The organism is Nocardiopsis sp. B62 (assembly GCF_018070675.1).
Lineage (GTDB): Bacteria > Actinomycetota > Actinomycetes > Streptosporangiales > Streptosporangiaceae > Nocardiopsis > Nocardiopsis prasina.
On sequence record NZ_JAGPXK010000019.1, the window covers coordinates 44,493 to 68,157 of the forward strand.

Genomic DNA, 23,665 nt, shown 5'->3' on the forward strand with positions numbered 1-23,665 from the left:
CCCGCCGCCCCTCGGGCGGAACCTCACCGGGAGCCCTCAACACCGTCCCCGCCCCCATGGTGTGGCGCTCCGCCCTCCTCCCCGCTCGGCCCGTCCACGGGGCCGCGGACCGGGCGCAGGGTGAGGGTGACGCCGAGGGCGGCCAGCGCCACGGCCCCGACCAGCGCGTAGACGGGCAGGTACCCGCCGAGCGACGAGGCGGTCAGGACGGCCCCGGCGACGGCGACCAGGGCGGAGGTCACGACGGACTCCGCGATCTGGAGGGCCGACCCGTTGCGGCCCTGGAGCTTCACCGGGGAGAGGGTCATCACCGTCGAACTGACGCGCGGCATGGCGATCCCCATGCCGACCCCCATCACGACGCAGCAGACGGCGGCCGCCGCGACGGGCAGCAGCCCGCCCACCACCAGGGCCGCCCCCACCGGGCCGCACACCACGAGCGCGGCCGCGAGGTACAGCGGTTCGGGGCGGTGCGGGTCCTCCGCGGACCGTCCCTGCCACCAGGCGCCGCCCGCCCAACCCAGCGCCCCCACCGCCACCACGAGACCGGAGACGGCGGGCGCGTAGCCGAGTTCGTACTGGAGGTAGGGCGGCAGATAGATGTCGGTGGCCGACACCGCCCCACCCATCAGGGCACGGAGCAGCACCAGCCGAGGGATCCCGGCCCGGGCGCGCAGGGTGCCCGGTGGCAGGAGCCGCACGGCCGCCGCCGCCAGAACGGCGGTACTGGCCACCGTCCCCGCCACCAGGGCGGGCACGGCCTGCTGGCCCGACAGGTGCAGTCCCAGCAGTGCGGCCGCCGCGACCCCCGCCCAGAGCAGGCGCGGGTCGAACGGCGAACCACCGCCGTGCCCCTTCCCGGCCCGGCGCGCCACCCCCACCAGCATCACCAGCGACACCGCTGACCCGACCAGGACCAGTGCGAACACCACCCGCCAGTGCACCGCCTGCACCAGGAGCCCGGACACCAGCGGCCCCACGACCGACGGCAGCAACCACGCCAGGGTCAGCGATCCGAACATGCGCGGCCGCAGGTCCTCGCGCACGGACCGCGCGATGACCACGTACAGGACCACGGAGTCGATCCCGCCGCCGATTCCCTGGAGCAGTCGTCCGACCACGAAGACCCCCATCGTGGGCGCGGCCACGCACAGCGCGAGCCCCAGGAGGAACGCCGCGCCGCCGAACACCAGCGGCCGCAGTGGTCCGCTCCGGTCCGCCCACGTACCTCCGAGGGTCATGCCCACGAGCCCGGTGGTCATCGTCGCCGCGAAGGCCAGCGAGTACCACCGCTCGGCGCCCAGGTCACGGGCGACCACGGGCAGGGCGGTGGTGACGGCGAAGACCTCGAAGGCGACGAAGGTCATCAGCCCGAACACCCCGACCACCAGGAGCCGGGAACCGGGGGCCCAGAGCCGGTCGGGTGCGGCGGGGGCACGAGCCGAGGGCACCTGGTCTGGTCCGGGGGTCACGGGGTTCCGCCCCCGCTCCCGCTCCCGCTCCCGACGAGTAGAGCGACCTTGCCCCGACCGTGGCCGGTCTCCACGTCCAGGTGGGCGCGCCACGCCTCGTCCAGCGGAAGGGCCCGCCTGACCGTCACAGTCAGTTCCCCGCTCGCGCACAGGTCGAGCAGCTCGCGCAGCCGAGCCGCCGACCGGTCACTGGTGATCCACCGGCAGCCCAGTTCCCCGGCCAGACCGGCGTCGACGATCGTGCCGATCCGGCTCCGGTCCCCGACCAGTTCCACCGAGGTCAGCAGGTTGTCGTGCCCGGCCGCGTCGAGGGCCGCGTCCACCCCCCGGGGCGCGGCCGCGCGGACGCGCCCGAGCTGTCCCGCGCCGTACTCCACGGGCACCGCGCCCAGGGAGCGCACGTACTCGTGGTTGGCCGCGCTCGCCGTGCCCACCACCCGGGCTCCGCGAGCCACGGCCAACTGCACCGCCACCGTGCCCACTCCGCCCGCCGCGCCGTGCACCAGCAGGGTCTGGCCCCCGCGCACGTCCAGCCGCTCCAGGGCGGTGTGCGCGGTCTGTCCCGACGCGGACAGGGTCCCGGCGGTCAGCCACGACACCCCCGGCGGCACGTGCGCGACCTGATCGGCGGGCACGTTCACGTACTCGGCGTAGCAGCCGAGCACCCGGAACCCGGCCACCCCGTCACCCACGGAGAACCCCCGTGCGCCGGGGCCGACGGCGCTCACGGTCCCGGCGAACTCGTTGCCGAGGACCTGCGGGAAGTCGATGCTCGCGCCCGGTGGGGTCCAGCCGCCCCGGACCGCGGCGTCCGTCAGCTGGACACCCGCGACCCTCGCCCGGACCACCACCTCACCCGGGCCCGCCACGGGCCGTGGAACCTCCCGCACGGTCAGGTTCTCGGCGGGCCCGAAGGAGTCGATGGCGGCCGCCCGCATCGCGGCGCTCATCGCACGGCCTCCGCGCCGTTCAGGAGGTCCACCAGTTCGTCGACGCTCCGGGCCCCGCTCAGCAAACGCCCCTCGTACAGGAAGGCCGGGACCGCGCCGACCCCCAGTGCCACGGCGGCCCTGTGGTCGTCCTCGACCTCGTCCGCGTACCGGTCGGAGCCCAGCAGTGAGTCCACCTCCGAGCCGTCGAGCCCGAGCTCGGTCCCGATCCCGCGCAGCGTCGCGGGGTCCGCCAGGTCCTCGCGGCGTTCCAGGTGCCCCGAGAAGGCGCGGTCCCACACGCGGTCCGGGGTGATCCCCCGAGCGACCGCGAGCTTGACCAGCCGGTGGGCGGGCCGGGAGTCGATGCTCAGAACCCCGTCCATGTCGATGGCCAGCCCGTCGGCGCGGCCCGCGTCGGCCACCCGGAGCCGGGTGGCCTCCCACCGCTCGGCACTCATGCCCCACGAGTTCAGCGCCGCCGCGCGCACCGTTCGGTCCCGGGACTGAGGCCCCTCCGGCTCCAGCAGGAAACTCCGGTGCACCACTGTCACCTCACGTTCCACCCGTTCCAGCGCGGCGGCCAGCCGTCGCCGCCCCATCCAGCACCAGGGGCACCTGATGTCGCCCCACACCGTGATCGCGGACATGTGCACGCTCCGATTTCCTCGCCCGAGTCGGTCGCGTAGAGTCCACTTCATCAAGTTCACTTGATGTCAACCGGCCTGGTGGAGGAGCCCGATGCCGAAGCTGGACCCCAAGGTCACCTGGTTGAAGCCCGGTCAGGTGGCCAGCAGGGCGGGGGTGGCGGTGTCCGCCCTGCACTACTACGAGAGCCTCGGCCTGATCAGCAGTCGCCGGACCGCGGGCAACCGGCGCGAGTACCGCAGGGACACCCTCCGCACCATCGCGTTCATCCGCACGGCCCAGCGCCTCGGCCTGTCCCTGGAACGGATCAAGGAGGCCATCGACCAGCTTCCGGAGGACGGTCTGCCGACCAAGCGCGACTGGGCGCGGATCTCCCGTCAGTGGCACGACGACCTGACCCGGCGGATCGAGGAGCTGACCGCTCTGCGGGACCGGTTCTCCAACTGCATCGGCTGCGGATGCCTGTCCCTGGTGGCCTGCCCCTACTCCAACCCGGAGGACGTCCTGGGCCTGGAGGGCCCGGGAGCCCGGCGCTTCCCCTGACCACCTCCCGCGACCCGCCCTGGGGTCGGGCCTCGGAGTGGCGGTTGACCTCAACTCCGGTTGGGGTCCTAGCGTTGCGCCCGTCACCAACCCCACGGAAAGGGCCCCGCCATGCGCCGCACCTCGGTCAATCCCTGGACCTACCCGGAGGGCATGGACCAGGGGGTCCTCATCGAGGGACACCGGCGCCTGCTCTTCGTCAGCGGACAGTGCTCCGTCTCCGCTACGGGGGAGTCGTTGCACCCCGGTGACATGTCCGCCCAGACGGCGACGGCCCTCGACAACGTCGCGACGGTGCTGCGCGGGGCGGGGATGAGCCTGGCCGACGTGGTCCGTATGAACACCTACGTCACCGACATCGACGCCTTCTTCGCCGAGGCGGGAGAGATGATGGCGCAGCGCCTCGGTGTCTTCGACGTCCGACCGCCCGGGGTCTGCGCCGAGGTCACCCGCCTGGGCCGCCCCGAACTCCTCGTGGAGCTGGAGGCCTTCGCCGCCAGCTGACCGGTCGAACGCGGAAGGCCCCCGTGAAAAGGCGTTGTGGCTTCCAGGGGCCTCGGACACACTGGCCCGGACATCGGGCACTCACGCCCGCACCCCCACGTACAGGGAGCGACATGTCCACCCTCCGGGTCACCGCCGAGCGGCTCACGATCCTCCCGCACCCCGACGCCGACGCACTGGAGCTGGCTCGGGTGGGGCTGTTCCACGCGGTCGTCGCCAAGGGTGCCTACCGCACCGGCGACTGGGCGGTCTACGTCCCGGAGAACGCGCTCCTGCCCGAGGAACTCGTCGCCGAGCTGGGGCTGACCGGCAGGCTCGCGGGGGCCGGGAGGAACCGGGTGCGGCCGATCCGTCTGCGGGGCGAGATCTCCCAGGGCATCGTCTGCCGCCCCTCCCTGCTCGCCGACCGCGACCTGCCCGCCGAGCACGAGGCGGGGACCGACTTCGCGGCCGAGCTCGGCATCACCAAGTGGGTGCCGGAGGTCCCGCTGCACATGAGCGGCGACATGGAGCCCGCCCCCGACCTGCTGCGGTGGATCGAGGTCGAGAACATCAAGCGCCACCCGGACGTGTTCGAACCGGGGGAGCCCGTCGTCGCCACAGAGAAGATCCACGGATCGGCCTGCCTCTACACCCTGGTCGCCGAATCCGGGGAGGAGTTCGTCTCCTCCAAGGGCCAGGGGGCGAGGAGCCTGGCGCTGGTGCGCTCGGAGGCCAACCTCTACTGGAGGGCCGTGATCACGCACGAGGTGGGCAAGGCCGCCCGCGCCCTCGCGGAGCGCTTCGGAGCCACCCGGGTGGGCGTGTTCGGAGAGGTGTTCGGCGCGGGTGTACAGGACCTCGCCTACGGCGAGACCGGTCGCGGTGAGCGGCCCGGCTACGCGGTGTTCGACGTCCGGCTGGACGTGGACAGCGTCCGTCGGTGGATCGACGCCGCAGACCTGCCCGCCCTGCTCGCCGAGGTGGACCTGCCCTCGGCACCGGTGCTGTACGAGGGCCCCTACGACGAGTCCGCGCTGTTCGCCGCCGCAGACGGAGCGGAGACCTGGAGCGGGTCCGACCTCCACCTGCGTGAGGGCGTGGTCGTGCGGCCCTCGAGGGACCGCTACTCGCGGGTCCTGGGCGGCCGGGCGATAGCCAAGTTCGTCTCCGACGCCTACCTCACCCGCGGGGGCGGCACCGAGTTCGAGTAGCCGTGACCGGGTCAGGCGTCTTCGGGGTCCTCGGTCACCGGACCGCGGACCCCGGGGTCACCGGTCGTCCCCGCGTATGGCGTGGTGGACGAAGTCGAGCAGGCTCGCCAGCCCACTCGTGAGGTCCACGCTCTCGTCCATGACCCACGAGCTGATCAGCCCGTCGGTACTGCGCAGGATGATGTTGGCGGTGCTCCGGGGGTCGAACTCCCGGAACGCGCCCTCGCGCTGTCCCCGCCGGAGGATCCCCGCCAGCTCCTCGACCTCCTCTTCGAGGGGGCCGCCGAAGGGGCTGCTGCCGTCCGGCGAGCGGTGGTTCACGATGATGTCGCTCATGGCGAGGAACCCGGTCCGGTGCGCGGCGTAGTACTCGACCTGGCTGCTGATCCACGCGCTGACCTGGCCCGACGCGGTGGTCTGTGCTCCGACCCCGGCGGTGAGGCGCTCCGTCGCCGCCTCGATGAACCGCTCCGCGACCAGGACCATGAGTTCGTCCTTGCCCTCGAAGTGGTACGAGATCACGCTCTTGCTGATCCCCGCCTGCTCGGCGATCCGCGCCAGGGAGGTGTGGGCGTAACCGAACCGCGCGACGGTCTCGGTGGCCGCCTCCACGACCTGTTCGCGTCGCGCCCGCTCGATGAACGACGCACGCTTGCGTCCGACCGGACCGTTCTCCGTCTGCATGGTCCTACTCTAGGCCGGTCGGCCTGGTCACCGGGGGGTGTCGACGGCCTCTCCGGGGGCGTCCGGCGTCCCGGCGTCCGCCGAGGGGGAGTCGTCCGGGTGGCGGCGCGACAGCAGGTAGCCGAGCGCCAACACGATGCCCGTGCCGATCGCCGTGTACCAGGTGAACCCGATCAACCCGGGTTGGAAGAGGAACAGCCAGGACATGGTCGCCACCGCCACGGCGAAGGCGAGGATCGCGTCCCTCTGGCGGGCCCGGCGCACCCACAGCCCCAGGAAGAACGCGCCCAGCAGCCCGCCGTAGGTCAGGCTGGCCACGGAGAGCCCCAGTTCGACGACCGGGTTGTCGGTGCCGGTGAAGAACGCCGCCACCCCGACGAACACCAGCCCCCAGCCCAGGGTGAACAGCCGGCTCAGCCGCAGTGCCTGGGCGTCGGGCAGCGTGCGTCGGGAGAACTGCTGGTACAGGTCGGCCATGGTCGAGGAGGACAGCGCCGACAGCGACGAGGACAGCGTGCTCATCGCCGCAGCCATGATCCCGGCCAGCAGCAGCCCGGCCAACCCGGCCGGCAGCCCCTCGACGATGAACACCGGGAAGAGCTCGTCGGAGGAGTTGAGCCCGAGCCCCGCCACCGACGCGGCCTCGAAGTACGAGTACAGGGCCAGTCCCACGGTGAGGAACAGTGCGAACTGGACGAAGACCACCACCCCGCTGACGATCACCGCCTTCTGCGCGTCCCGCAGGCTCCGGCAGCCCAACAGCCGCTGCACGATGATCTGGTCGGCGCCGTGGGAGGCCGTGGACAGCAGGGCCCCGCCCACCAGGGCCGTGATCGTGGCGTAGGGCGCCGAGACAGGGTTCGAGGTGAAGTCCAGGAACTGGGTCTTCCCGGCGTCGGCCGCCACCGCGAGGAAGTTCACGTCCAGGCTGGTGGCGATGACGACGAGGGAGACCACGCCGCCCACCACGTACACGCCCATCTGGAGCACGTCGACCCAGACCACGGCCCTGATCCCGCCCACCAGGGTGTAGAGGATCGTCACCACGCCCAGGACCGCCACGATCACGAAGTACGAGGTGTCCAGCCCGAGGGAGTCCAGGATGATCTTCATGGGGATGGCCGCCGCGAACAGCCGCACCCCGTCGGCGAGGAGCCGGGTGAACAGGAACGTGACCGCGGCGGTGCCCTGCATGCCCCGCCCGAACCGGAGCCCCAGGTAGGCGTAGGCGGTGGTCATCTCGCCCCGGTAGTAGCGGGGGAGCAGGAGGAAGGCGACGACCACCCGCCCGATCAGGTAGCCGACCGCCACCTGGAGGAACGTGACGTTGCCGAGGTAGGCCACCCCCGGGACGCTGATCACGGTCAGGGCGCTGGTCTCGGTGGCCACCACCGACAGGCACACCGCCCACCAGGGCAGCTGCCGGCTGCCGATGAAGTAGTCCCTGACGTCGCGCTGGCGCCCGGACAGCCGCAGCCCCAGCCAGGCCGAGGCCAACAGGTACACCGCGATGACGACGAGATCGATGGTCTGCACTGCGTCCTCCGGGGGTCTCCATCGGGACTTCGGGCGCGCGCGGGGCTCAGCCGCCCGGCGCCTCCACGTACAGGCGGCGCGGGGCGGTGGCCGCGGGCTCGGGCAGGCGCAACGGGCGCAAGCCCGGGGTGATCCGCCCGGCCACCGGGGCCCGGCGGGCGCCCGTGCAGTCCGGGACCGACCCGGCCAGCCCGTGCCAGCTCAGGAACCCGATCAGCGCGAACAGGTACGCCTCCTTGGCGTCGCCGTCCAGGCCGATCCGTTTTGTGGAGTCCAGTCGCGCGGGGGACAGGTGCGCGGCCAGCCGCTCCATCAGCACGGGGTTGCGGGTGCCGCCGCCGGAGGCGAGCACCTCGGTCACCCCGAACGGTTCCAGGGCGTCGGCGACCGTGACGGCGGTGAGCTCCACCAGGGTGGCGATCAGGTCGCCGTCGGTGAGTTGGCTCCCCTCCGAGGGGCGGCCGACGTACCTGAGAGCCGCCTCCAGGTAGCCGGGCCCGAACAGCTCCAGCCCGGTGGTCTTGGGTGCGGGCAACCGGTAGTAGGGCTCGGCCAGCAGGCGTTCCAGCAGGTCGGGGTCGGGGCGGCCGGTCCGGGCCAGGGCGCCGTCCGCGTCGAGGTCGGCCCGCCCGTTCGTGACGAGGCGCATCGCGGCGTCGACCAGCGCGTTGGCGGGCCCGGTGTCGAACGCCCGGGGCGACAGTCCGTCGCGCACCACCGTCACGTTGGCGATGCCGCCGAGGTTGAGCGCGGCGGTCGGCTCCGTGCGGCCCCCGAGCAGCAGCAGGTCGAGGGTGCTTGCCAGCGGCGCGCCCTGGCCTCCGGCGGCGACGTCCGCCACCCGCAGGTCCGACACCACGGGCAGCCCGGTGGCCTCGGCGATCCAGGCGGGTTGGCCCAGTTGGAGGGTGCCGAGCACGGAGTTGCCGTCCGCCCAGTGGAAGAGCGTCTGGCCGTGCGAGGCGACGAGATCGGCGCGTCCGTCCGCGAACTCCTCGATCCCCTGCCGTGCCGCCGCCGCGAACTCCTGGCCGATCCGGGTGTCCAGCTGGCAGACGGCCTCCATCGTGGTGGCGGCGGGCGGCAGTGCGCCCCGGACCGCCTCACGGAGGGAATCGGAGTAGGGGGTGGTGCCGAATCCCAAGGGGAGGAGTCGGACCAGTGAGCCACCGTCCTCCAGTTCGAGGCGGGCGGCGGCGACGTCGATCCCGTCCGCCGAGGTCCCGGAGGACACACCGATGACGATCATGCGGCTCCTGAGGCAGGGGTCAGGGGGCGGGCGGGGAGCCCGTCCGAGGAAGGTACCCCGCGCGCCGCGTCCCGTCACCCGGTCGGAGCCCTCCGTTTCATCCGGAAGGAGACCTCCGTGCCACCCGGGCGGAGTCCTCCGTCCGGTTCGGCCCCGTGGCTCACCGGCGTCGGCGGGGGGAGCCGCCTCCGAACCCGGCGAGGTGGAGGGCGAGCAGGAGCAGTCCGGTCAGGGCGAGGGTGTTGGTCGTCACGATCCCCTCGATGTTGAGCCCGAGGATCTCGAAGAGGACGGCGATGCCGAACAGCACCGCTGCGACGGTGGCGAACACTGTGCCTCCAGGGGGTTGGCGGACACTGGCTGGATGGGGGTGTACCCGTGAACCGTCGCGTGAACCGGCGGGAACCCGACCTGATCGCGGGCGTGGTCAGGGCACCAGTTTGCATGTTCATGCGTTTAGGCGCATACTTTTTGCATGTCCAAGGTGCTCACTTCCCTGCCTGTCGGTGAACGTGTCGGAATCGCCTTCTCCGGAGGCCTCGACACGTCCGTAGCGGTCGCGTGGATGCGCGAGAAGGGCGCTGTCCCCTGCGCCTACACCGCCGACATCGGCCAGTACGACGAACCCGACATCGCCTCGGTGCCGGGTCGTGCCACTGACTACGGCGCGGAGATCGGGCGCCTGGTCGACTGCCGCGAGGCCCTCGTGGAGGAGGGGCTCGCCGCCCTCGCCTGCGGTGCCTTCCACATCCGCTCCGCCGGTCGCGTCTACTTCAACACCACCCCCATCGGCCGCGCCGTCACCGGCACCCTCCTGGTCCGCGCCATGCTCGAGGACGGCGTCCAGATCTGGGGCGACGGCTCGACCTACAAGGGCAACGACATCGAGCGGTTCTACCGCTACGGTCTGCTCGCCAACCCCTCCCTGCGGATCTACAAGCCGTGGCTCGACGCCGACTTCGTCACCGAGCTCGGCGGCCGCAAGGAGATGTCCGAGTGGTTGCAGGAGCGGGACCTGCCCTACCGCGACAGCACCGAGAAGGCCTACTCCACCGACGCCAACATCTGGGGTGCCACCCACGAGGCCAAGGCCCTGGAGCACCTCGACACCGGCATCGAGATCGTGGACCCCATCATGGGCGTCCGGTTCTGGGACCCCGAGGTCGAGGTCCCCACCGAGGACGTGACGATCGGCTTCGAGAAGGGCCGCCCCGTCACCATCAACGGCCGGACCTTCGCCAACTCCGTCGAGCTGGTCCTGGAGGCCAACGCCATCGGCGGCCGCCACGGCATGGGGATGTCCGACCAGATCGAGAACCGCGTGATCGAGGCCAAGAGCCGGGGCATCTACGAGGCCCCGGGCATGGCGCTGCTGTTCGCCGCCTACGAGCGCCTGGTCAACGCCATCCACAACGAGGACACCCTCGCCACCTACCACAACGAGGGCCGTCGCCTCGGCCGCCTCATGTACGAGGGCCGCTGGCTGGAGCCCCAGGCCCTCATGCAGCGTGAGGCCCTCCAGCGCTGGGTGGGCACCGCCGTCACCGGCGAGGTCACCCTGCGTCTGCGTCGCGGCGACGACTACTCGATCATGGACACCACCGGCGCGGCGTTCAGCTACCACCCGGACAAGCTGTCCATGGAGCGCACCGAGGACTCCGCGTTCGGTCCCAGCGACCGCATCGGCCAGCTGACCATGCGCAACCTGGACATCGCCGACTCCCGCGCCAAGCTGGAGGAGTACGCGGCCCTGGGCATGGTCGGCGACAGCTCGCACCCGACCTCGATCGGTGCCGCGCAGGCGGCCTCCACCGGTCTGATCGGCGCGATGCCCGAGGGCGGTGCCGAGACCATCGCCTCCCGCGGTCAGGGCTCCGAGGACGACCTGCTCGACTACGCGGCCATGGAGGCCGGTACCGACTAGGCGTCTTTCTGGATCATTCCGCGCTCGCGCCCGCCCTCCAGGCGACGTCGAGACCGCACCGCCGCGCCCCGTCCGGACCTCCGGGCGGGGCGCGCCTGTGCGCGGGACCAGCCCGCGGTGGCGCCGGACCAGCGGATCTGGCGGGGGAGCACGTCGTCGCCTAGCCTGTGCCCCCCAGCCCCCAGCGGAAGGAAGGTTCGCGTGGAGCGTCGTCCCATGGACATCGAGGCCTACACCGAGCGCACCCGGAACGGCCCCTGCTTCGTCTGCTCCATCGTGTCCGGCACGCCGGGCTTCGAACACGAGGTGCTCTTCGAGGACGACGACCACATCGCCTTCTTCGGCCGCCACCCCACGCTGCCCGGCCACACCCTGGTGGCCCCGAAGGCGCACGTGGAACACGTCGTGCGCGACCTCGACGAGGCCGCCTACACCCGCACCATGCTGGTGGTGCGGGAGGTGACGCTCGCCGTCGAGGACGTGTTCGAGTCCGAGCGCACCTACCTGCTCTCCCTCGGCAGCCAGCAGGGCAACCGCCACCTCCACTGGCACATCGCCGCCCTGCCGCCCGGCGTCCCGTACGAGGAGCAGCAGTACCACGCCCTCATGACGGAGAACGGCGTCCTGGTCGTCGATCCCGTCGAGTACGCAGCCAGGGCCGAGCGGGTCCGCGCCGCCCTCCGCGCACGGGGCCGACTCCCGCTCTGACCTTCGCGCAGTCCCGAGGAGGCCCCTCTCCGCCGGAGAGGGGCCTCCTCGCTGCCCGCAGCCAGCTACAGCTGAGTGAATCCATCATTTGACTAATTCCAGAAAAGGCGGCAGACTCCGAACCATGCCCACCTCTCCGGATTTCGAGCGAATGCTGCGCGAGTCCGCTCTGAGGGTGACGAGCCCGCGGTTAGCTGTCCTCTCCGTCGTGCACGAGCACCCACACGCGGACACGGAGTCGATCATCGACCACGTGCGTGCGGAACTCGGCGCGGTGTCCGTCCAGGCCGTCTACGACGTGCTCAAGGCACTGACCGGCGCTGGCCTGGTGAGACGTATCCAGCCACAGGGCTCCGTGGCCCGCTACGAGACGCGGGTGGGGGACAACCACCACCACGTCGTGTGCAGGTCCTGCGGCGCCATCGCGGACGTGGACTGTGCGGTCGGCCACGCGCCGTGCCTGACCGCGTCCGCTGACCACGGCTTCTCGATCGACGAGGCCGAGGTCGTCTACTGGGGCCAGTGCGCCGAGTGCTACGGCGCACGGAGCTCCTGAACCACATTCCACCTCTTCCCGTAAGGAAGTCGATGTCTGAAAACAACGAGGTCGTTGCCCCCACCCCGCCGCAGACCGGGGGATGCCCCGTCGCGCACGGTGACGGGCTGACGCACCCCACCCAGGGTGACGGCAACCGTGAGTGGTGGCCCAACCAGCTCAACCTGAGGATCCTCGCCAAGAACACCCCGGTGTCGAACCCGCTCGGTGAGGGCTTCGACTACGCGAAGGCCTTCGAGGCCCTCGACCTCGACGCCGTGAAGGCCGACATCGCGGCACTGCTCACGGACTCGCAGGACTGGTGGCCCGCCGACTTCGGTCACTACGGCCCGCTCATGATCCGCATGGCCTGGCACAGCGCCGGCACCTACCGTTCGCACGACGGCCGCGGCGGCGGCAGCGCCGGTCAGCAGCGCTTCGCCCCCCTCAACAGCTGGCCCGACAACGGCAACCTCGACAAGGCCCGCCGTCTGCTCTGGCCCGTGAAGAAGAAGTACGGCCAGAACATCTCCTGGGCCGACCTCTTCATCCTCACCGGCAACGTCGCCCTGGAGTCCATGGGCTTCAAGACCTTCGGCTTCGCCGGTGGCCGCGAGGACGTGTGGGAGCCGGAGGCCGACGTCTACTGGGGCCCCGAGACCACCTGGCTCGACGACCAGCGCTACTCCGGCGACCGCGACCTGGAGAAGCCCCTCGCCGCAGTGCAGATGGGCCTCATCTACGTCAACCCCGAGGGCCCCAACGGCAACCCGGACCCGCTGGCCGCCGCCCGCGACATCCGTGAGACCTTCGGCCGCATGGGGATGAACGACGAGGAGACCGTCGCCCTCATCGCCGGTGGCCACACCTTCGGCAAGACGCACGGCGCCGCCCCGGACAGCAACCTGGAGGCCGAGCCCGAGCGCGCCGGCCTGGAGATGCAGGGTCTGGGCTGGAAGAACAACCACGGCACCGGCAAGGGCGCCGACTCCATCACCTCGGGCCTGGAGGTCACCTGGACCACCACCCCCGCGCAGTGGAGCGAGGGCTTCTTCAAGAACCTCTTCGAGTTCGAGTACGAGCTCACCCAGAGCCCGGCCGGCGCCAACCAGTGGATTGCCAAGGACGCCGAGGAGATCATCCCCGACGCCCACATCCCCGGCAAGAAGCACAAGCCGACCATGCTCACCACCGACCTGTCGCTGCGTGTCGACCCGGTCTACGAGCAGATCTCGCGTCGCTTCTACGAGGACCACGAGGCCTTCAAGGACGTCTTCGCCCGCGCCTGGTTCAAGCTGACCCACCGCGACATGGGCCCCAAGGCCCGCTACCTCGGCTCCGAGGTTCCCGCCGAGGACCTGGTCTGGCAGGACCCGCTGCCCGTCCAGGAGGGCGAGGTCATCGGTGACGCGGAGATCGCCGCCCTGAAGGCGAGGATCGCCGAGTCCGGCCTGTCCGTCGCCGACCTGGTGTCCACCGCGTGGGCCTCAGCCTCGACCTACCGCGACAGCGACAAGCGCGGCGGCGCCAACGGTGCCCGCATCCGCCTCGAACCGCAGATCGACTGGGAGGTCAACAACCCGGCCGAGCTGCGCCGCGTGCTCGCCGAGCTCCAGGGCATCGTCGACGAGTTCAACGCCTCCTCCACCAAGAAGGTCTCCGTCGCCGACGTGATCGTCCTCGCCGGTGGTGTGGGTGTCGAACGGGCCGCCAAGGCCGCTGGTCAGGACGTCACCGTCCCGTTCACCCCGGGCCGTGTGGACGCCACCGACGAGCACACCGACGCTGAGTCCTTCTCCTACCTGGAGCCGGTCGCCGACGGTTTCCGCAACTACTACGGCAAGGGCAACCGCCTCCCGGCCGAGTACCTGCTGCTGGACCGCGCCAACCTGATCGGTCTCAGCGCTCCGGAGACCACCGTCCTGGTGGGTGGCCTTCGCGTGCTCGGCACCAACTTCGACAACTCGGACCTGGGTGTCTTCACGGACCACCCGGGCGCGCTGACGAACGACTTCTTCGTCAACCTGCTCGACCTCAACACCAACTGGTTCGCGACCGGTGACGACTCCGCCACCTCGGAGACCTTCGTCGCCAAGGACGCCTCCGGTGCGGTCAAGTGGACCGGCAGCCGCGTGGACCTGGTGTTCGGCTCCAACTCCGAGCTGCGCGCCGTGGCCGAGGTGTACGCCTCGGACGACGCCAAGGAGAAGTTCGTCCAGGACTTCGTCGCCGCGTGGAACAAGGTCATGAACGCCGACCGGTTCGACCTGGTCTAGTTCGACCCCGGGCGCGTCCGAGGGGTGGTCCCGGGCTCCCGGAGCCTCCGGGGACCCACCCCTCGGACACCGCCCCCGCCGCCGGCCCGACCCTCACCGGTCGGGCCGGTTTCGTGTGCGCGGCTCCCTCACGGGCCACCTCACGCACTCCACGCGCTCCGGCCCGGTGAGCCGCTCCCGTAACCGCTCGGCGGCCTCGCCGCTCAGGTTGACCAGGTACGCCACCCGCGCGAGGTCCAGCATCGCCGCGTCGGAGGGGCTGTCCCCGTAGGCGGCCCAGATCTCGCCCCGCACCCCGGCCTCGGCGACCATCCTCACCTTGCTCGAACCGTGGCAGTGGCGCCGCGACCAGGCCGCCCCAACGCCGCCGGAGCGTGGAGGAGACCACGCGGACACGGGGATCGATCTCCCGGCACAGCGCCAAGGCGAGCCGGTCCGCGCACGCGGTCACCACCGCGACGTCGTCTCCGGCATCGAGGTGCTCCGCCAGAGCGGCGGCGCCGTCCGGTCGCAGTCGCTCCCGCACGTCCAGGTCCCGCACGTGGTCCCGGACGAGCCGGTCCAGACCGGCGTCGTCCACACCCACGGTGCCCACCCACAGCAGGAGCGAACCCGCGTGCACCCGCCAGGACCGACGGGCCAGGGCCCCGGCGATCACTGGAGACAGCGCCACCGCACCCGCCACGCGCAGCGGCGAGCGTGCGAGCAGGCGCCAGGTGAACCGCGCGAACGAGTCGTGGTCGATCAGGGTGTCGTCGAGGTCGAACAGGGCCCAGGCCATGGCGGGTCCTCAGAGTTCTTCGACCGGGAGCTCGAACTCCGTGGAGATCCTCAGGTCCTCGTCCAGGAACAGGAGCGAGTTCGGGTGCTGCCCGCTCATGGGGAGGGGCGCATGGGGCCGTTCGGGTCGTTCGGGGGTTCGCCCCGGGAGCCCACCGGACGGCTTTCCCGGGGCCCGACGCCCCCGAGGCCACCCGGTGGTCAGAGCCAGTCGTGCTCGCGCGCGTACCTCGCCGCCTCGTGCCGGGTCCGCGTCTGCGTCTTGCCCATCGCGTTCGAGAGGTAGTTGCGCACCGTACCCTCCGCCAGGTGCAGCCGGGCGGCGATGTCGGCGGCCGAGTAACCGTCGCTGGTGGCCCGCAGCACGTCGATCTCCCGTTCGGTGAGCGGGCAGTCGTCGATCACGGCGAGCGCGGACACGTCCGGGTCCACCCACCGTTTGCCCTCGTGCAGGGTGCCGATCACCGACGTGATGTGGGCGGGTTCGGCCGATTTGCTCACGAATCCCTGCACCCCCAGCTTGAGCGCCCGGCGCAGCACGCCCGGGCGGGCGTGCCGGGTCAGCATCAGGATCACCTGCTCCGGCAGCTCCCGGCGGATGCGCGCCACGGCCCCGAGCCCGTCCACCCCGGGCATCTCCAGGTCGATGACGAGCACGTCGGGGCGGTGCTCCAGGGTCGCCGCCACCGCGGACTCCCCGTCATGGGCCTCGGCGAGCACCGTGATCTCGCCCTCCAGGGGCAGGAGCGCGGCCAACGCCTTGCGCAGCAGGGCCTCGTCGTCGGCGAGTACCACGTTGATCATCGGTCGTCCCTCCGCCCGGAGAACGCGGCGGCGGTCGTGAACCGCCCGTCCCGCTGCTCCACTGTCAGTGTGCCCCCGTCCCGCTCCACCCGGTCGCGCAGGGCCGCCAGCCCTCCGAGCTCGGGAGTCGCCTCCCCGCGCACCCCGTCGTTCACGATGCTGATGCCGGACCCGGTGAGCGTGATCCGTACCTGCCGCGCCTCCGCGTGACGCAGGATGTTGGTGGTCGTCTCCCGCAGGACCTGGCCGAGCGTCTCCGCCGCCCTGGTCCCCGGTTCGCCCTCGCCCCGGCGCTCCACGCGCACCTCGATCCCGGCCGCCTCGAAGAGGTTCTTGGCGTTCTCCAGCTCGGCCGACAGGTTGAGCCGCCGCTGCGCGTGGGCCAGCTCCTTGGTCTCGGCGATGGTCTCGCCCACCAGGGAGTAGACCTCGTCCAGCTCCCGCACCACCTGTTCGGTGTCGGCGTGCACCAGCTTCCGGGCCAGCGCGACCTTCAGCTTCACCACGTGCAGGGTGTGCCCCTGGATGTCGTGCAGGTCACCGGCGAAGCGCACGCGCTCCCGGGCCACGGCCAGCTCGGCGTCGCGTTCGCGCGCCCTCTCCAGTTCCGTGACCAGCCTCGCCACCAGGTGGTTGAGGGAGGCGAAGACCACCCCGACCAGGCCGACACTGGCCGAACCCACGGCGTACTCCAACAGGAGGTCGCCCGTGCCTCCGGGGGCCGTCACCACCTTCAGCGCGATGACGCCGACCACCAGGGCCAGCAGTCCCAGGGCGACCGGGCGCCGGTACCGGCTCGGCAACCGGAACACGACGACGGTGGCCACCACCGAGAAACCGAACGCGGCCGACGCGCTGTCCAGCCACAGGACCCCGACGATCAGCACGACGGCATTGACGACCAGGCAGGGTGGCGCCACGATCCTGAAGGCCTGCCCGGACCAACTCCGTACTGATATCAGGGCCGCCGCGAGCCCCAGGCACAGCACCAGCACCTGGGCGGGGCTCTGGGCGTTGGTCGAGATCAGCAGAGCTCCGACCGCCGAGATCGACCCGAACACGATGTTCAGGTTGACCACGCGCAACTGCCCCTGCGTGACCTCGGTGGGTTCTGACTCCATGCGGACCCTTCCGGGGAACGACTGCGTGGACCGTCCCAGTATTCTTTCGGCTCCTTCACCCCACCAGTGACACCACGTCATGTCCGGACCCCACGAATGTCACGGCCAGGACGTGACGCGGCCACACTGCCGGGAAACCGGGCGCACGGCTGGAATGGAGGCATGACCTCAACAGCCGCGACACCAGTCATCGACGTCGAGCACCTGAACGTCCGGTACGGCGACTTCCACGCCGTCCGTGACCTGTCCTTCCAGGTGGGACGGGGCGAGTTCTACGCCCTCCTCGGCACGAACGGCGCGGGCAAGACCTCCACCCTGGAGACGGTCGAGGGCCACCGCGCCGCCACCTCGGGCACCGTGCGGGTGTTCGGCCAGGACCCGCGCGACCGACGGGCGGTACGCCCCCGCACCGGCATCATGCTCCAGGAGAGCGGGTTCTCCCCGGACCTGACCGTGCGGGAGTCGGTCCGGCTCATCGGAAGCCTCTCCGGACGCACCGACCGGGTGGAGCGGCTCCTGGGCGTCGTCGGCCTCACGGACAAGGCCGGAACGAGGGTGTCCCAGCTCTCCGGCGGCGAGAAGCGGCGCCTGGACTTCGCCACCGCCGTCTACGGCACCCCGGAACTGGTCTTCCTGGACGAGCCCACCACCGGGCTGGACATCCAGTCCCGGGACGACCTGTGGGACGCCGTGGACCGGCTCCGCGAGGACGGGTCGACCATCGTCCTGACCACGCACTACCTGGAGGAGGCGCAGCAGCGCGCCGACCGGATCGGGCTCATGCACCAGGGGGTGTTCCACCGGGAGGGGACCGTCTCCGAACTCACCCGCGCCCTGCCCGCCACGGTGCGTTTCACCCTGGCGCACTCAGCCCCGGAGCCGCCGCTGCCCGCCACGCGCCAGAGCGACGGTGCGCTCCTCGTCGAGACCACCAGTCTCCAGAAGGACCTGCACGTACTCCTGGACTGGGCACGGGACCACGCGGTGGACCTGGGCGACATCCAGGCCGGGCCCACCCGGCTCGACGACGTCTTCCGCGCCATCGCCGCCGAGTAGGCCGCCCGCACCCGGACCCCGCACGACCTTCCACGCAAAGGAACACACACCATGCTCGCCATCGCTCAGAGTGAGCTGATCCAGATCCTCCGGAACCGGCTCGTCCTGGTCACCATGCTCGTGGTGCCGCTCGCCGGCAGCGGCTTCTACATGTACCTGCACGACACCGCGCCCGACCTGCTGGACCTCGGGGCCGTCGCCTCGGTGCTCATGTTCCTCGTGGTGGTGATGGCCCTCTACACGACCGCCGTGACCACGCTGGCCTCGCGCCGCCAGAACCTCTTCCTCAAGCGGCTGCGCTCGACGGCCGCAGACGACGTCCGTATCCTCACCGGGTTGCTGCTGCCGGTCACCGCCGTGACCCTCGTGCAGGTCTGCGTGGTCCTCACCGTGCTGTCCGTGGTCGCCACCGCGCCCGCCCAGCCGCTTCTGCTGGTGTCGGCGGTCCTGACCACGGTGGTCATGATGCTCGGCCTCGCCCTGGCCACGGCCGGGGTCACCACCTCACCCGAGCACGCGCAGGTGACCACGCTGCCCGTCATGATCGGCGTGCTCGCCATCTCCGGCTGGGTGGGGTTCACCGGCACCGAGGAGCTCACCCTGGTCAAGCGCCTGCTCCCTGGCGGTTCCGCCGCGGAACTGGTGGTCAACGCCTGGAACGGCGGCGTCGCCGTCTCCGAGTCCCTGTTCCTCCTGGCGCCCACTCTGGCATGGGTCGTCGTGGCCGTCGCCCTCGCCAACCGGGTCTTCCGCTGGGAACCGCGTCGTTGACGGACCAGCGCGGGCCGGACGGCCAGGGGGGTACCGACTCCGCCTCCGTCCGGCCGACGGCCCCACCCACCTGAACCCACCTCCACACCGAGGAGCCCACGTTGTCCACGGAGCGCAGCATCCGCCTCCATGACGCCGCCCCGACCCGCCCGGGTTGGCCCGAGGTCGTGCTCGGCCTGCTCGGCATGGTGATCAGCGTCGTCGCCCTGGTGTTCCTCGGCCCGGTCGGGCCGCTCGACCTTGACCCGCTGGTCTACGGACTCCTCGTCTCCGCGTGGTCCGGTGTCGGCGGCCTCCTGGGATTCGGCGTGGCCTACGCGGTGCGCCTTCGTTCCCTCGCGGCCTTCGGCGTCCGGCGCACCACCTGGCGCTGGATGCTCCTCGGCGCCGGGTGGGGGGTGATCGCGCTCCTGGTGAAGGGGGCCGTGATCATGGCCATCACCAGCCTGACCGGCTACGAGAGCAACCCGCAGGGCGTGTACTACGACACGGCGGGCAGTGGCGTGATCGGCCTCGTCCTCACCTTCCTGTTCCTGGCCGTGCTCACCCCGATCGGTGAGGAGTTCCTGTTCCGCGGGGTCGTCACGAACGCTCTGCTGCGCTTCGGCCCGTGGATCGGAGTCCTCGGAAGTTCGGCGATCTTCGCCGTCTTCCATGGCGTCAACCTCATCCTGCCCGCCGCCTTCGTGGTGGGCGTGATCGCCGCCGAGGTCATGCGCCGAAGTGGCTCGGTCTGGCCCGCCGTGGCCGTCCACTCGGTCAACAACATGGCCCTGCCCCTGCTGGTGCTGTTCGCCGGCGCCAGCCTCCCGTCCTGAGTCGCCCGCCCGCCAGCGCTCCTCCTCCCTGTCCGTCTCGTCGAGCCGGGCGGAGGGGCGCCGCCCCCAGGAGGTCGTGGGCGCGGCCCCGGCCATCCCGCCGAACCGCCGGAGTTTCGCGCCCGCCCCCGCCGGTTACGGGAACAGTGAACGGTTCACCAGCCCGAAGGACACCTGACCTCGGCGGGAGATGAGAACGATGCCCGGTGTGGACGAACTGCCCGACACCCTGCGCAGGTCGCCGAAGAAGGCGCAGCGCACCTGGATCGAGGCGCACGACAACGCGGTCGACGAGTACGGGGAGGGTGAGCGGGCCCACCGGGTCGCCTTCGCCGCCGTCAAGCGCAAGTTCGAGAAGGTCGGCGATCACTGGGAGGCCAAGGAGGGGAACGGGAGCGGACCCTCGGACGAGCAGGCGAAGAACCCGAGGGCCGGACGGCGCTCCGGTGCCGACCGCCCCACCGCCGGGGGAGTGGACGCCGAGGCCTCCAAGGGCCACCTCTACAAGCGGGCCCGGCAGCTCGACATCCCCGGGCGCTCCAACATGGACAAGGACGAGCTGGTCGAGGCCCTGCGCAGGGAGAGCGACCGCCGCACCTCGCGGAGCGGTGGGTCCTCCCGGAGCCGCTCCCGCTGACCGGACGGCGGACGCCCTCCCGGTCGCCTGGCCCCCAGGGGCGGCGACCGGCTGCGCCCCGGTCCGTGGGGGCCCGGGCGGCGGCGTGCTCCACGAGGACGTCGATCCCGCCGAGTTCCCGCACGGCCCGATTGACCAGGTGTGCGAACTCGGACCCGTCCACCGGGTCCCCGCGCGCCCACCGCTCGGTGGCCCTGGGCCTGGACCAGGTCGGTCGCCTCCGGTAACCGGTCGCCTCCTTCGAGGAGCCCTCCGCCCTGGTGGTCGCGCGTCTCGGCCCGGGGCTGGGGCCGCTGGTCGGTACCGCCCGGGTGGGGGGCTTCGTGCGGGTGGTCGCTGGGTCGTTCACGGGCGCCTCCCTCTGATCGGCCTTCCTGGACCGCCCCGCCCGACGGACCGAAGCCGCACGTGCCCGGCGCCACGGGGCGCCTTCGGCACGGCACGTCTTTCCGGGAGAGGGAGTTTCCGTAGAGGTCACACGGGTCAGGGCCACAGGTGAACCGGACACGACCAGGAAACCGGTCGAGGAGGTACGCATGCGGATCGGCTACAAGCTCTTCGCCGAGGGCTACGGGCCCCGCGAGATCGTGGAACAGGCGGTACGCGCCGAGCGGGCCGGGTTCGACTTCGTCGAGATCAGCGACCACTTCCATCCGTGGCTGTTCAGTCACGGGCACTCCGGGTTCGTGTGGTCCATGCTGGCCGCGATCGCCGAACGGACCGGACGCATCGAGATCGCCACCGGGGTGACCTGCCCGTTCCTGCGGGTCCACCCGGCGATCATCGCCCAGGCGGCGGCCACCACGGCGATCCTCTCCGAGGGACGCTTCACGCTCGGTGTGGGCGCGGGGGAGCGCCTCAACGAACACGTGGTGGGCCGGGGGTGGCCCGACGTGACGGTGCGCCACGAGATGCTGGAGGAGGCCGTGGAGATCATGCGGCTGCTCTGGGCCGGTGGCTACCACTCCTACCGGGGCGAGCACCTGGTCCTGGAGGACGCCCGCGTCTTCGACCTCCCCGAGCTCCCGCCCCGGGTGGTCGTGGCCGCCGGAGGGCCCAGGGCGGCCGTACTCGCGGCCGAACAAGGGGACGGCCTCTTCGCCACCGAACCCGACTCGGCGCTCACCGACACCTACCGGGAACGGGGCGGCAACGGTCCCTGCTACGGCGAGGTGCCCCTGGCCTGGGCCGCCGACGACCGCACCGCGCTGGAGTCCGCACGGGAGCTCTTCAGGTTCGGGCTCACGGGCTGGAAGGTGCAGGCCGAGCTGCCGAACCCGGTCAACTTCGAGGCGGCGACCGCCCTGATCAGGACCGAGGACATGGCGGAGGGCTTCGGATACGGCCCCGACCCCGAACGCCACATCGACATGGCGCGGCAGTTCGTGGACGCGGGGTTCGACCACCTGGCGCTGATCAACGCCGGCCCCGACCCGGAGGGTTTCTTCACGTTCTTCGAGACCGAACTGGCCGAACCGATCCGGAACCTGTCGCGGCCGAGCGGGTGACACACTCGTGGCCCGGGCCCTCCAGGGCCGGGCACCGCCGCGTCGACACGGCACGGCGGTGGTGCGGGGCATCTCGGAAGGCGGGTACATGCCGGACCACGTCGTGCTGGGCGTCTGCGGAAGTCTGCGTCGGGGGTCGTTCAACGCGGCCCTTCTGGACCTCGCCCAGAGAGTGGGGACACGGACCACCGTGGTCGGCGGCGACCTCGCCGGGCGCCTGCCGTTGTTCAACCCGGACGTGGAGAACGACGAGGACTCCTGGCCGGAGGCGGTCCGGGAGTTCCGTGAACTGGCGGGGCGCGCCGAGGGCGTGGTGATCGCGACCCCGGAGTACGCGCACGGTCCGGCGGGGGTCACCAAGAACGCCATCGACTGGCTGGTGGGCTCCGGCGGGCTGGTCGGGAAGCCGACCCTCCTGGTGAGCGCGTCGCCGGGCCAGGCGGGCGGCATGCGCGCCCACGCTCCTCTGATGCCCACCCTCACGCTGCTGGGCGCCGTGCTCGTGGACTGCGTGGTGGTCTCGCGGGCGGGGTCGCGTACGAACGCTCGGGGCGAGTACTCCGACCCCGCCGTGGTGGAGCGGATGCGGCTGGCCGTGGCCGAGCTGGAGGAGGCCCTGGGGTACGCCGCGGTCAGGCGGGCCAGCGGTCTCAGCGCCGGGGCGTGACCCGGCGTCTCGGCGGACCAGCGGAGACCGGGTGCGGCCCGCACGTGCGTCTCGGGGGGCTTCTTCGGCGGGCCGATGAGCACGGGCCAGACCCAGGTGGTCCCTGAACAGGTACCCGAGAAGGGGCGGGCCGATGAGCACGGGCCAGACCCAGGTGATCCCCGAACAGGCACCCGAGAAGCGACCACCTGACCCGACCCCGGCTCCCGGTCACCGGGAGCTCCCCCGCGAGGCCGCCCTCGCGGGGGGACTCACTCCGCCCGCCGCACCCGTCAGAGTGCCTGGGCGCGGGCGATGTGGTCGGTGAGCAGCGGTCGCAGCGACTCGGGCAGGCTCCTGGCCGGTGCGCGGACACCGGACTCGGCGATCAGACCGCGCTGGCGCAGGCACTCCTTGCGGATGGCCAGGGCGATCCCCACCTGCTGCTCGAAGGTGATCAGCGGCAGGTACTCCAGCAGCGCGGCACGACTGCGCCCCGGGTCGGAGGGGTCCCAGGCGTTCACGCACTCCACCAGGGCCTCCGGGTAGGAGAAGCCGGTCATCGCGCCCGCGGCGCCGCAGGCGAGCTCGTCGAGCAGGTTGATCCCGCCCAGGCCGCCGAACACGGGCACGTCGCAGCGCGCGGTGAGCTCGGCGACGGCGGCGGGGGTCGGCGGAGCCTCCGCCTTGACCGCGCTGACGTAGGGCTTTCGGGCGACGAGGTCGCCCAACGCGGCGGCGGAGACGCGCACGCCGCTCACCACCGGGTAGTCCTGCACCACCAGGTCCGCGCCGGTGGCCTGGTGGACGGCGTCCAAGTGGGCTTCGAGCACCCGGGGGTCGGCGCTGTTGACCTGGACCATGGCGCCCGCGAGCCGGTCGCCGACCAGTTCGACGGCGGTCGTCGCCTCCTCGATGGTCGGGGCCGTGCCGAGGCTCGTGCAGCCCACGACCAACGGCAGATCGGTGGCGGCCAGGACCGTCTCCAGGACCAGGCGGCGTTCCTCGCGGTCGAGCTGCGCGGCCTCCCCGAAGACGCCCAGCACGGTGAATCCGGTGACCCCGGCGCTCTCCGCGTGCTTGACGAGTTGTTCGATCCCCGCGGTGTCGACATCCAGGGCCTCACCGGTGAAGGGTGTGGCCAGCACACCCCACACACCCGGTCTCATCAGGTCGCTCATGGTCAACTCCCGTTTCGTCCGCGTTCGGCGTCCCAGATTGGCACAGGCGGCCTGCCCGTTTCCGGGCGGGGTCGGATCAGGCGCACGCCCGGAAACGGTGCTGCCCGGGGGCGGCTGGTCCGACACCCGTGGACCGGACCTG

At 71.6% G+C, this 23,665-nt stretch carries 24 protein-coding genes and 1 pseudogene; 13 read left to right on the forward strand and 12 right to left on the reverse strand.

The genetic code is table 11. The features are described 5' to 3' along the window. Window positions 1–23: 23 nt before the first annotated feature. Genes KBX21_RS19090 through KBX21_RS19100 form a run of 3 tightly spaced genes read right to left on the reverse strand, consistent with a single transcriptional unit; the run spans window position 24 to window position 3,051 of the window. The gene (locus KBX21_RS19090; protein ID WP_210842737.1) at window positions 24–1,472 is read right to left on the reverse strand and encodes an MFS transporter; all 1,449 of its coding nucleotides are present in this window, start codon (window positions 1,470–1,472) and stop codon (window positions 24–26) included. Further along, window positions 1,469–2,422 carry an NADP-dependent oxidoreductase gene (locus tag KBX21_RS19095; RefSeq protein ID WP_247665990.1) on the reverse strand — a complete coding sequence of 318 codons (954 nt, stop codon included), beginning with the start codon at window positions 2,420–2,422 and terminating at the stop codon, window positions 1,469–1,471. Before KBX21_RS19095 ends, KBX21_RS19090 begins: the two co-directional genes overlap by 4 nt. Further along, a complete protein-coding gene (locus KBX21_RS19100; protein ID WP_049578625.1) occupies window positions 2,419–3,051 on the reverse strand; it encodes a DsbA family protein in 633 nt (210 codons plus the stop codon). Before KBX21_RS19100 ends, KBX21_RS19095 begins: the two co-directional genes overlap by 4 nt. A gap of 91 nt (window positions 3,052–3,142) precedes the next feature. On the opposite strand from KBX21_RS19100, the gene soxR reads away from it, so the two are divergent. The 3 genes from soxR (at window position 3,143) to KBX21_RS19115 (ending at window position 5,289) form a co-directional block, all read left to right on the forward strand. Next, window positions 3,143–3,592, forward strand: coding sequence for a redox-sensitive transcriptional activator SoxR (gene soxR, locus KBX21_RS19105; RefSeq protein WP_049578622.1), 450 nt, complete (start codon window positions 3,143–3,145; stop codon window positions 3,590–3,592). Window positions 3,593–3,703: 111 nt separating this feature from the next. Further along, window positions 3,704–4,096, forward strand: coding sequence for a RidA family protein (locus KBX21_RS19110; protein ID WP_210842738.1), 393 nt, complete (start codon window positions 3,704–3,706; stop codon window positions 4,094–4,096). A 113-nt stretch (window positions 4,097–4,209) separates the two neighbouring features. Next, window positions 4,210–5,289 (forward strand): RNA ligase (ATP), encoded by a 1,080-nt coding sequence (locus KBX21_RS19115; protein WP_210842739.1) that lies wholly within the window; start codon window positions 4,210–4,212, stop codon window positions 5,287–5,289. Between the two features lie 57 nt (window positions 5,290–5,346). Here the strand turns inward: KBX21_RS19115 and KBX21_RS19120 are convergent, their stop codons facing one another. The 4 genes from KBX21_RS19120 to KBX21_RS19135 all read right to left on the reverse strand — a co-directional run bounded on the left by KBX21_RS19120 (window position 5,347) and on the right by KBX21_RS19135 (window position 9,089). Continuing rightward, on the reverse strand, window positions 5,347–5,973 hold the full coding sequence (locus KBX21_RS19120; RefSeq protein WP_210842740.1) for a TetR/AcrR family transcriptional regulator: 627 nt from the start codon (window positions 5,971–5,973) through the stop codon (window positions 5,347–5,349). A gap of 27 nt (window positions 5,974–6,000) precedes the next feature. Next, window positions 6,001–7,509 carry a sodium:solute symporter gene (locus tag KBX21_RS19125; RefSeq protein ID WP_210842741.1) on the reverse strand — a complete coding sequence of 503 codons (1,509 nt, stop codon included), beginning with the start codon at window positions 7,507–7,509 and terminating at the stop codon, window positions 6,001–6,003. 46 nt (window positions 7,510–7,555) lie between these two features. After that, entirely contained in the window at window positions 7,556–8,758 is a 1,203-nt protein-coding gene (locus KBX21_RS19130) for an anhydro-N-acetylmuramic acid kinase (RefSeq protein ID WP_210842743.1), read from the reverse strand. A gap of 160 nt (window positions 8,759–8,918) precedes the next feature. Then, the gene (locus tag KBX21_RS19135; RefSeq protein ID WP_199776666.1) at window positions 8,919–9,089 is read right to left on the reverse strand and encodes a hypothetical protein; all 171 of its coding nucleotides are present in this window, start codon (window positions 9,087–9,089) and stop codon (window positions 8,919–8,921) included. Window positions 9,090–9,233: 144 nt separating this feature from the next. Between KBX21_RS19135 and argG the strand changes: the two genes are divergently transcribed. The 4 genes from argG (at window position 9,234) to katG (ending at window position 14,201) form a co-directional block, all read left to right on the forward strand. Continuing rightward, window positions 9,234–10,682, forward strand: coding sequence for an argininosuccinate synthase (gene argG / locus KBX21_RS19140; RefSeq protein WP_049578610.1), 1,449 nt, complete (start codon window positions 9,234–9,236; stop codon window positions 10,680–10,682). A 201-nt stretch (window positions 10,683–10,883) separates the two neighbouring features. After that, window positions 10,884–11,390 (forward strand): HIT family protein, encoded by a 507-nt coding sequence (locus tag KBX21_RS19145; RefSeq protein ID WP_307869237.1) that lies wholly within the window; start codon window positions 10,884–10,886, stop codon window positions 11,388–11,390. Window positions 11,391–11,514: 124 nt separating this feature from the next. Continuing rightward, window positions 11,515–11,946: a Fur family transcriptional regulator gene (locus tag KBX21_RS19150; protein WP_049578606.1), complete on the forward strand. Its 432-nt coding sequence runs from the start codon at window positions 11,515–11,517 to the stop codon at window positions 11,944–11,946. Window positions 11,947–11,978: 32 nt separating this feature from the next. Then, window positions 11,979–14,201, forward strand: a complete 2,223-nt coding sequence (gene katG, locus KBX21_RS19155; protein WP_210842745.1) for a catalase/peroxidase HPI — start codon at window positions 11,979–11,981, stop codon at window positions 14,199–14,201. A gap of 93 nt (window positions 14,202–14,294) precedes the next feature. Here katG and KBX21_RS26700 read toward each other — a convergent pair whose 3' ends face one another. The 4 genes and pseudogenes from KBX21_RS26700 to KBX21_RS19170 form a co-directional block, all read right to left on the reverse strand. Beyond that, a complete protein-coding gene (locus KBX21_RS26700; protein ID WP_247666007.1) occupies window positions 14,295–14,513 on the reverse strand; it encodes a hypothetical protein in 219 nt (72 codons plus the stop codon). A 109-nt stretch (window positions 14,514–14,622) separates the two neighbouring features. Then, window positions 14,623–14,982, reverse strand: a pseudogene (locus KBX21_RS26705) (haloacid dehalogenase-like hydrolase); the annotation flags it as partial. 200 nt (window positions 14,983–15,182) lie between these two features. Continuing rightward, window positions 15,183–15,785, reverse strand: coding sequence for a DNA-binding response regulator (locus KBX21_RS19165; RefSeq protein WP_049578602.1), 603 nt, complete (start codon window positions 15,783–15,785; stop codon window positions 15,183–15,185). After that, window positions 15,782–16,906, reverse strand: a complete 1,125-nt coding sequence (locus KBX21_RS19170; RefSeq protein ID WP_210842748.1) for a sensor histidine kinase — start codon at window positions 16,904–16,906, stop codon at window positions 15,782–15,784. Before KBX21_RS19170 ends, KBX21_RS19165 begins: the two co-directional genes overlap by 4 nt. 162 nt (window positions 16,907–17,068) lie before the next feature. Here KBX21_RS19170 and KBX21_RS19175 point away from each other — a divergent pair, with 162 nt between their 5' ends. The 6 genes from KBX21_RS19175 to KBX21_RS19200 all read left to right on the forward strand — a co-directional run bounded on the left by KBX21_RS19175 (window position 17,069) and on the right by KBX21_RS19200 (window position 22,363). After that, window positions 17,069–17,962: an ABC transporter ATP-binding protein gene (locus KBX21_RS19175; RefSeq protein ID WP_210842750.1), complete on the forward strand. Its 894-nt coding sequence runs from the start codon at window positions 17,069–17,071 to the stop codon at window positions 17,960–17,962. A gap of 51 nt (window positions 17,963–18,013) precedes the next feature. Then, window positions 18,014–18,733 (forward strand): ABC transporter permease, encoded by a 720-nt coding sequence (locus tag KBX21_RS19180; protein ID WP_210842752.1) that lies wholly within the window; start codon window positions 18,014–18,016, stop codon window positions 18,731–18,733. A 101-nt stretch (window positions 18,734–18,834) separates the two neighbouring features. Continuing rightward, window positions 18,835–19,551, forward strand: a complete 717-nt coding sequence (locus KBX21_RS19185) for a CPBP family intramembrane glutamic endopeptidase (protein ID WP_247665991.1) — start codon at window positions 18,835–18,837, stop codon at window positions 19,549–19,551. A 199-nt stretch (window positions 19,552–19,750) separates the two neighbouring features. After that, complete coding sequence (locus KBX21_RS19190; RefSeq protein ID WP_049578591.1) at window positions 19,751–20,188, forward strand: ChaB family protein; 438 nt, start codon at window positions 19,751–19,753, stop codon at window positions 20,186–20,188. Between the two features lie 536 nt (window positions 20,189–20,724). Continuing rightward, a complete protein-coding gene (locus tag KBX21_RS19195) occupies window positions 20,725–21,696 on the forward strand; it encodes a TIGR03557 family F420-dependent LLM class oxidoreductase (RefSeq protein WP_210842754.1) in 972 nt (323 codons plus the stop codon). An 88-nt stretch (window positions 21,697–21,784) separates the two neighbouring features. Then, complete coding sequence (locus KBX21_RS19200; protein WP_049577904.1) at window positions 21,785–22,363, forward strand: NADPH-dependent FMN reductase; 579 nt, start codon at window positions 21,785–21,787, stop codon at window positions 22,361–22,363. 272 nt (window positions 22,364–22,635) lie between these two features. Here the strand turns inward: KBX21_RS19200 and KBX21_RS19205 are convergent, their stop codons facing one another. Beyond that, window positions 22,636–23,523 carry a dihydrodipicolinate synthase family protein gene (locus tag KBX21_RS19205; protein WP_049577925.1) on the reverse strand — a complete coding sequence of 296 codons (888 nt, stop codon included), beginning with the start codon at window positions 23,521–23,523 and terminating at the stop codon, window positions 22,636–22,638. Window positions 23,524–23,665: the final 142 nt, after the last annotated feature.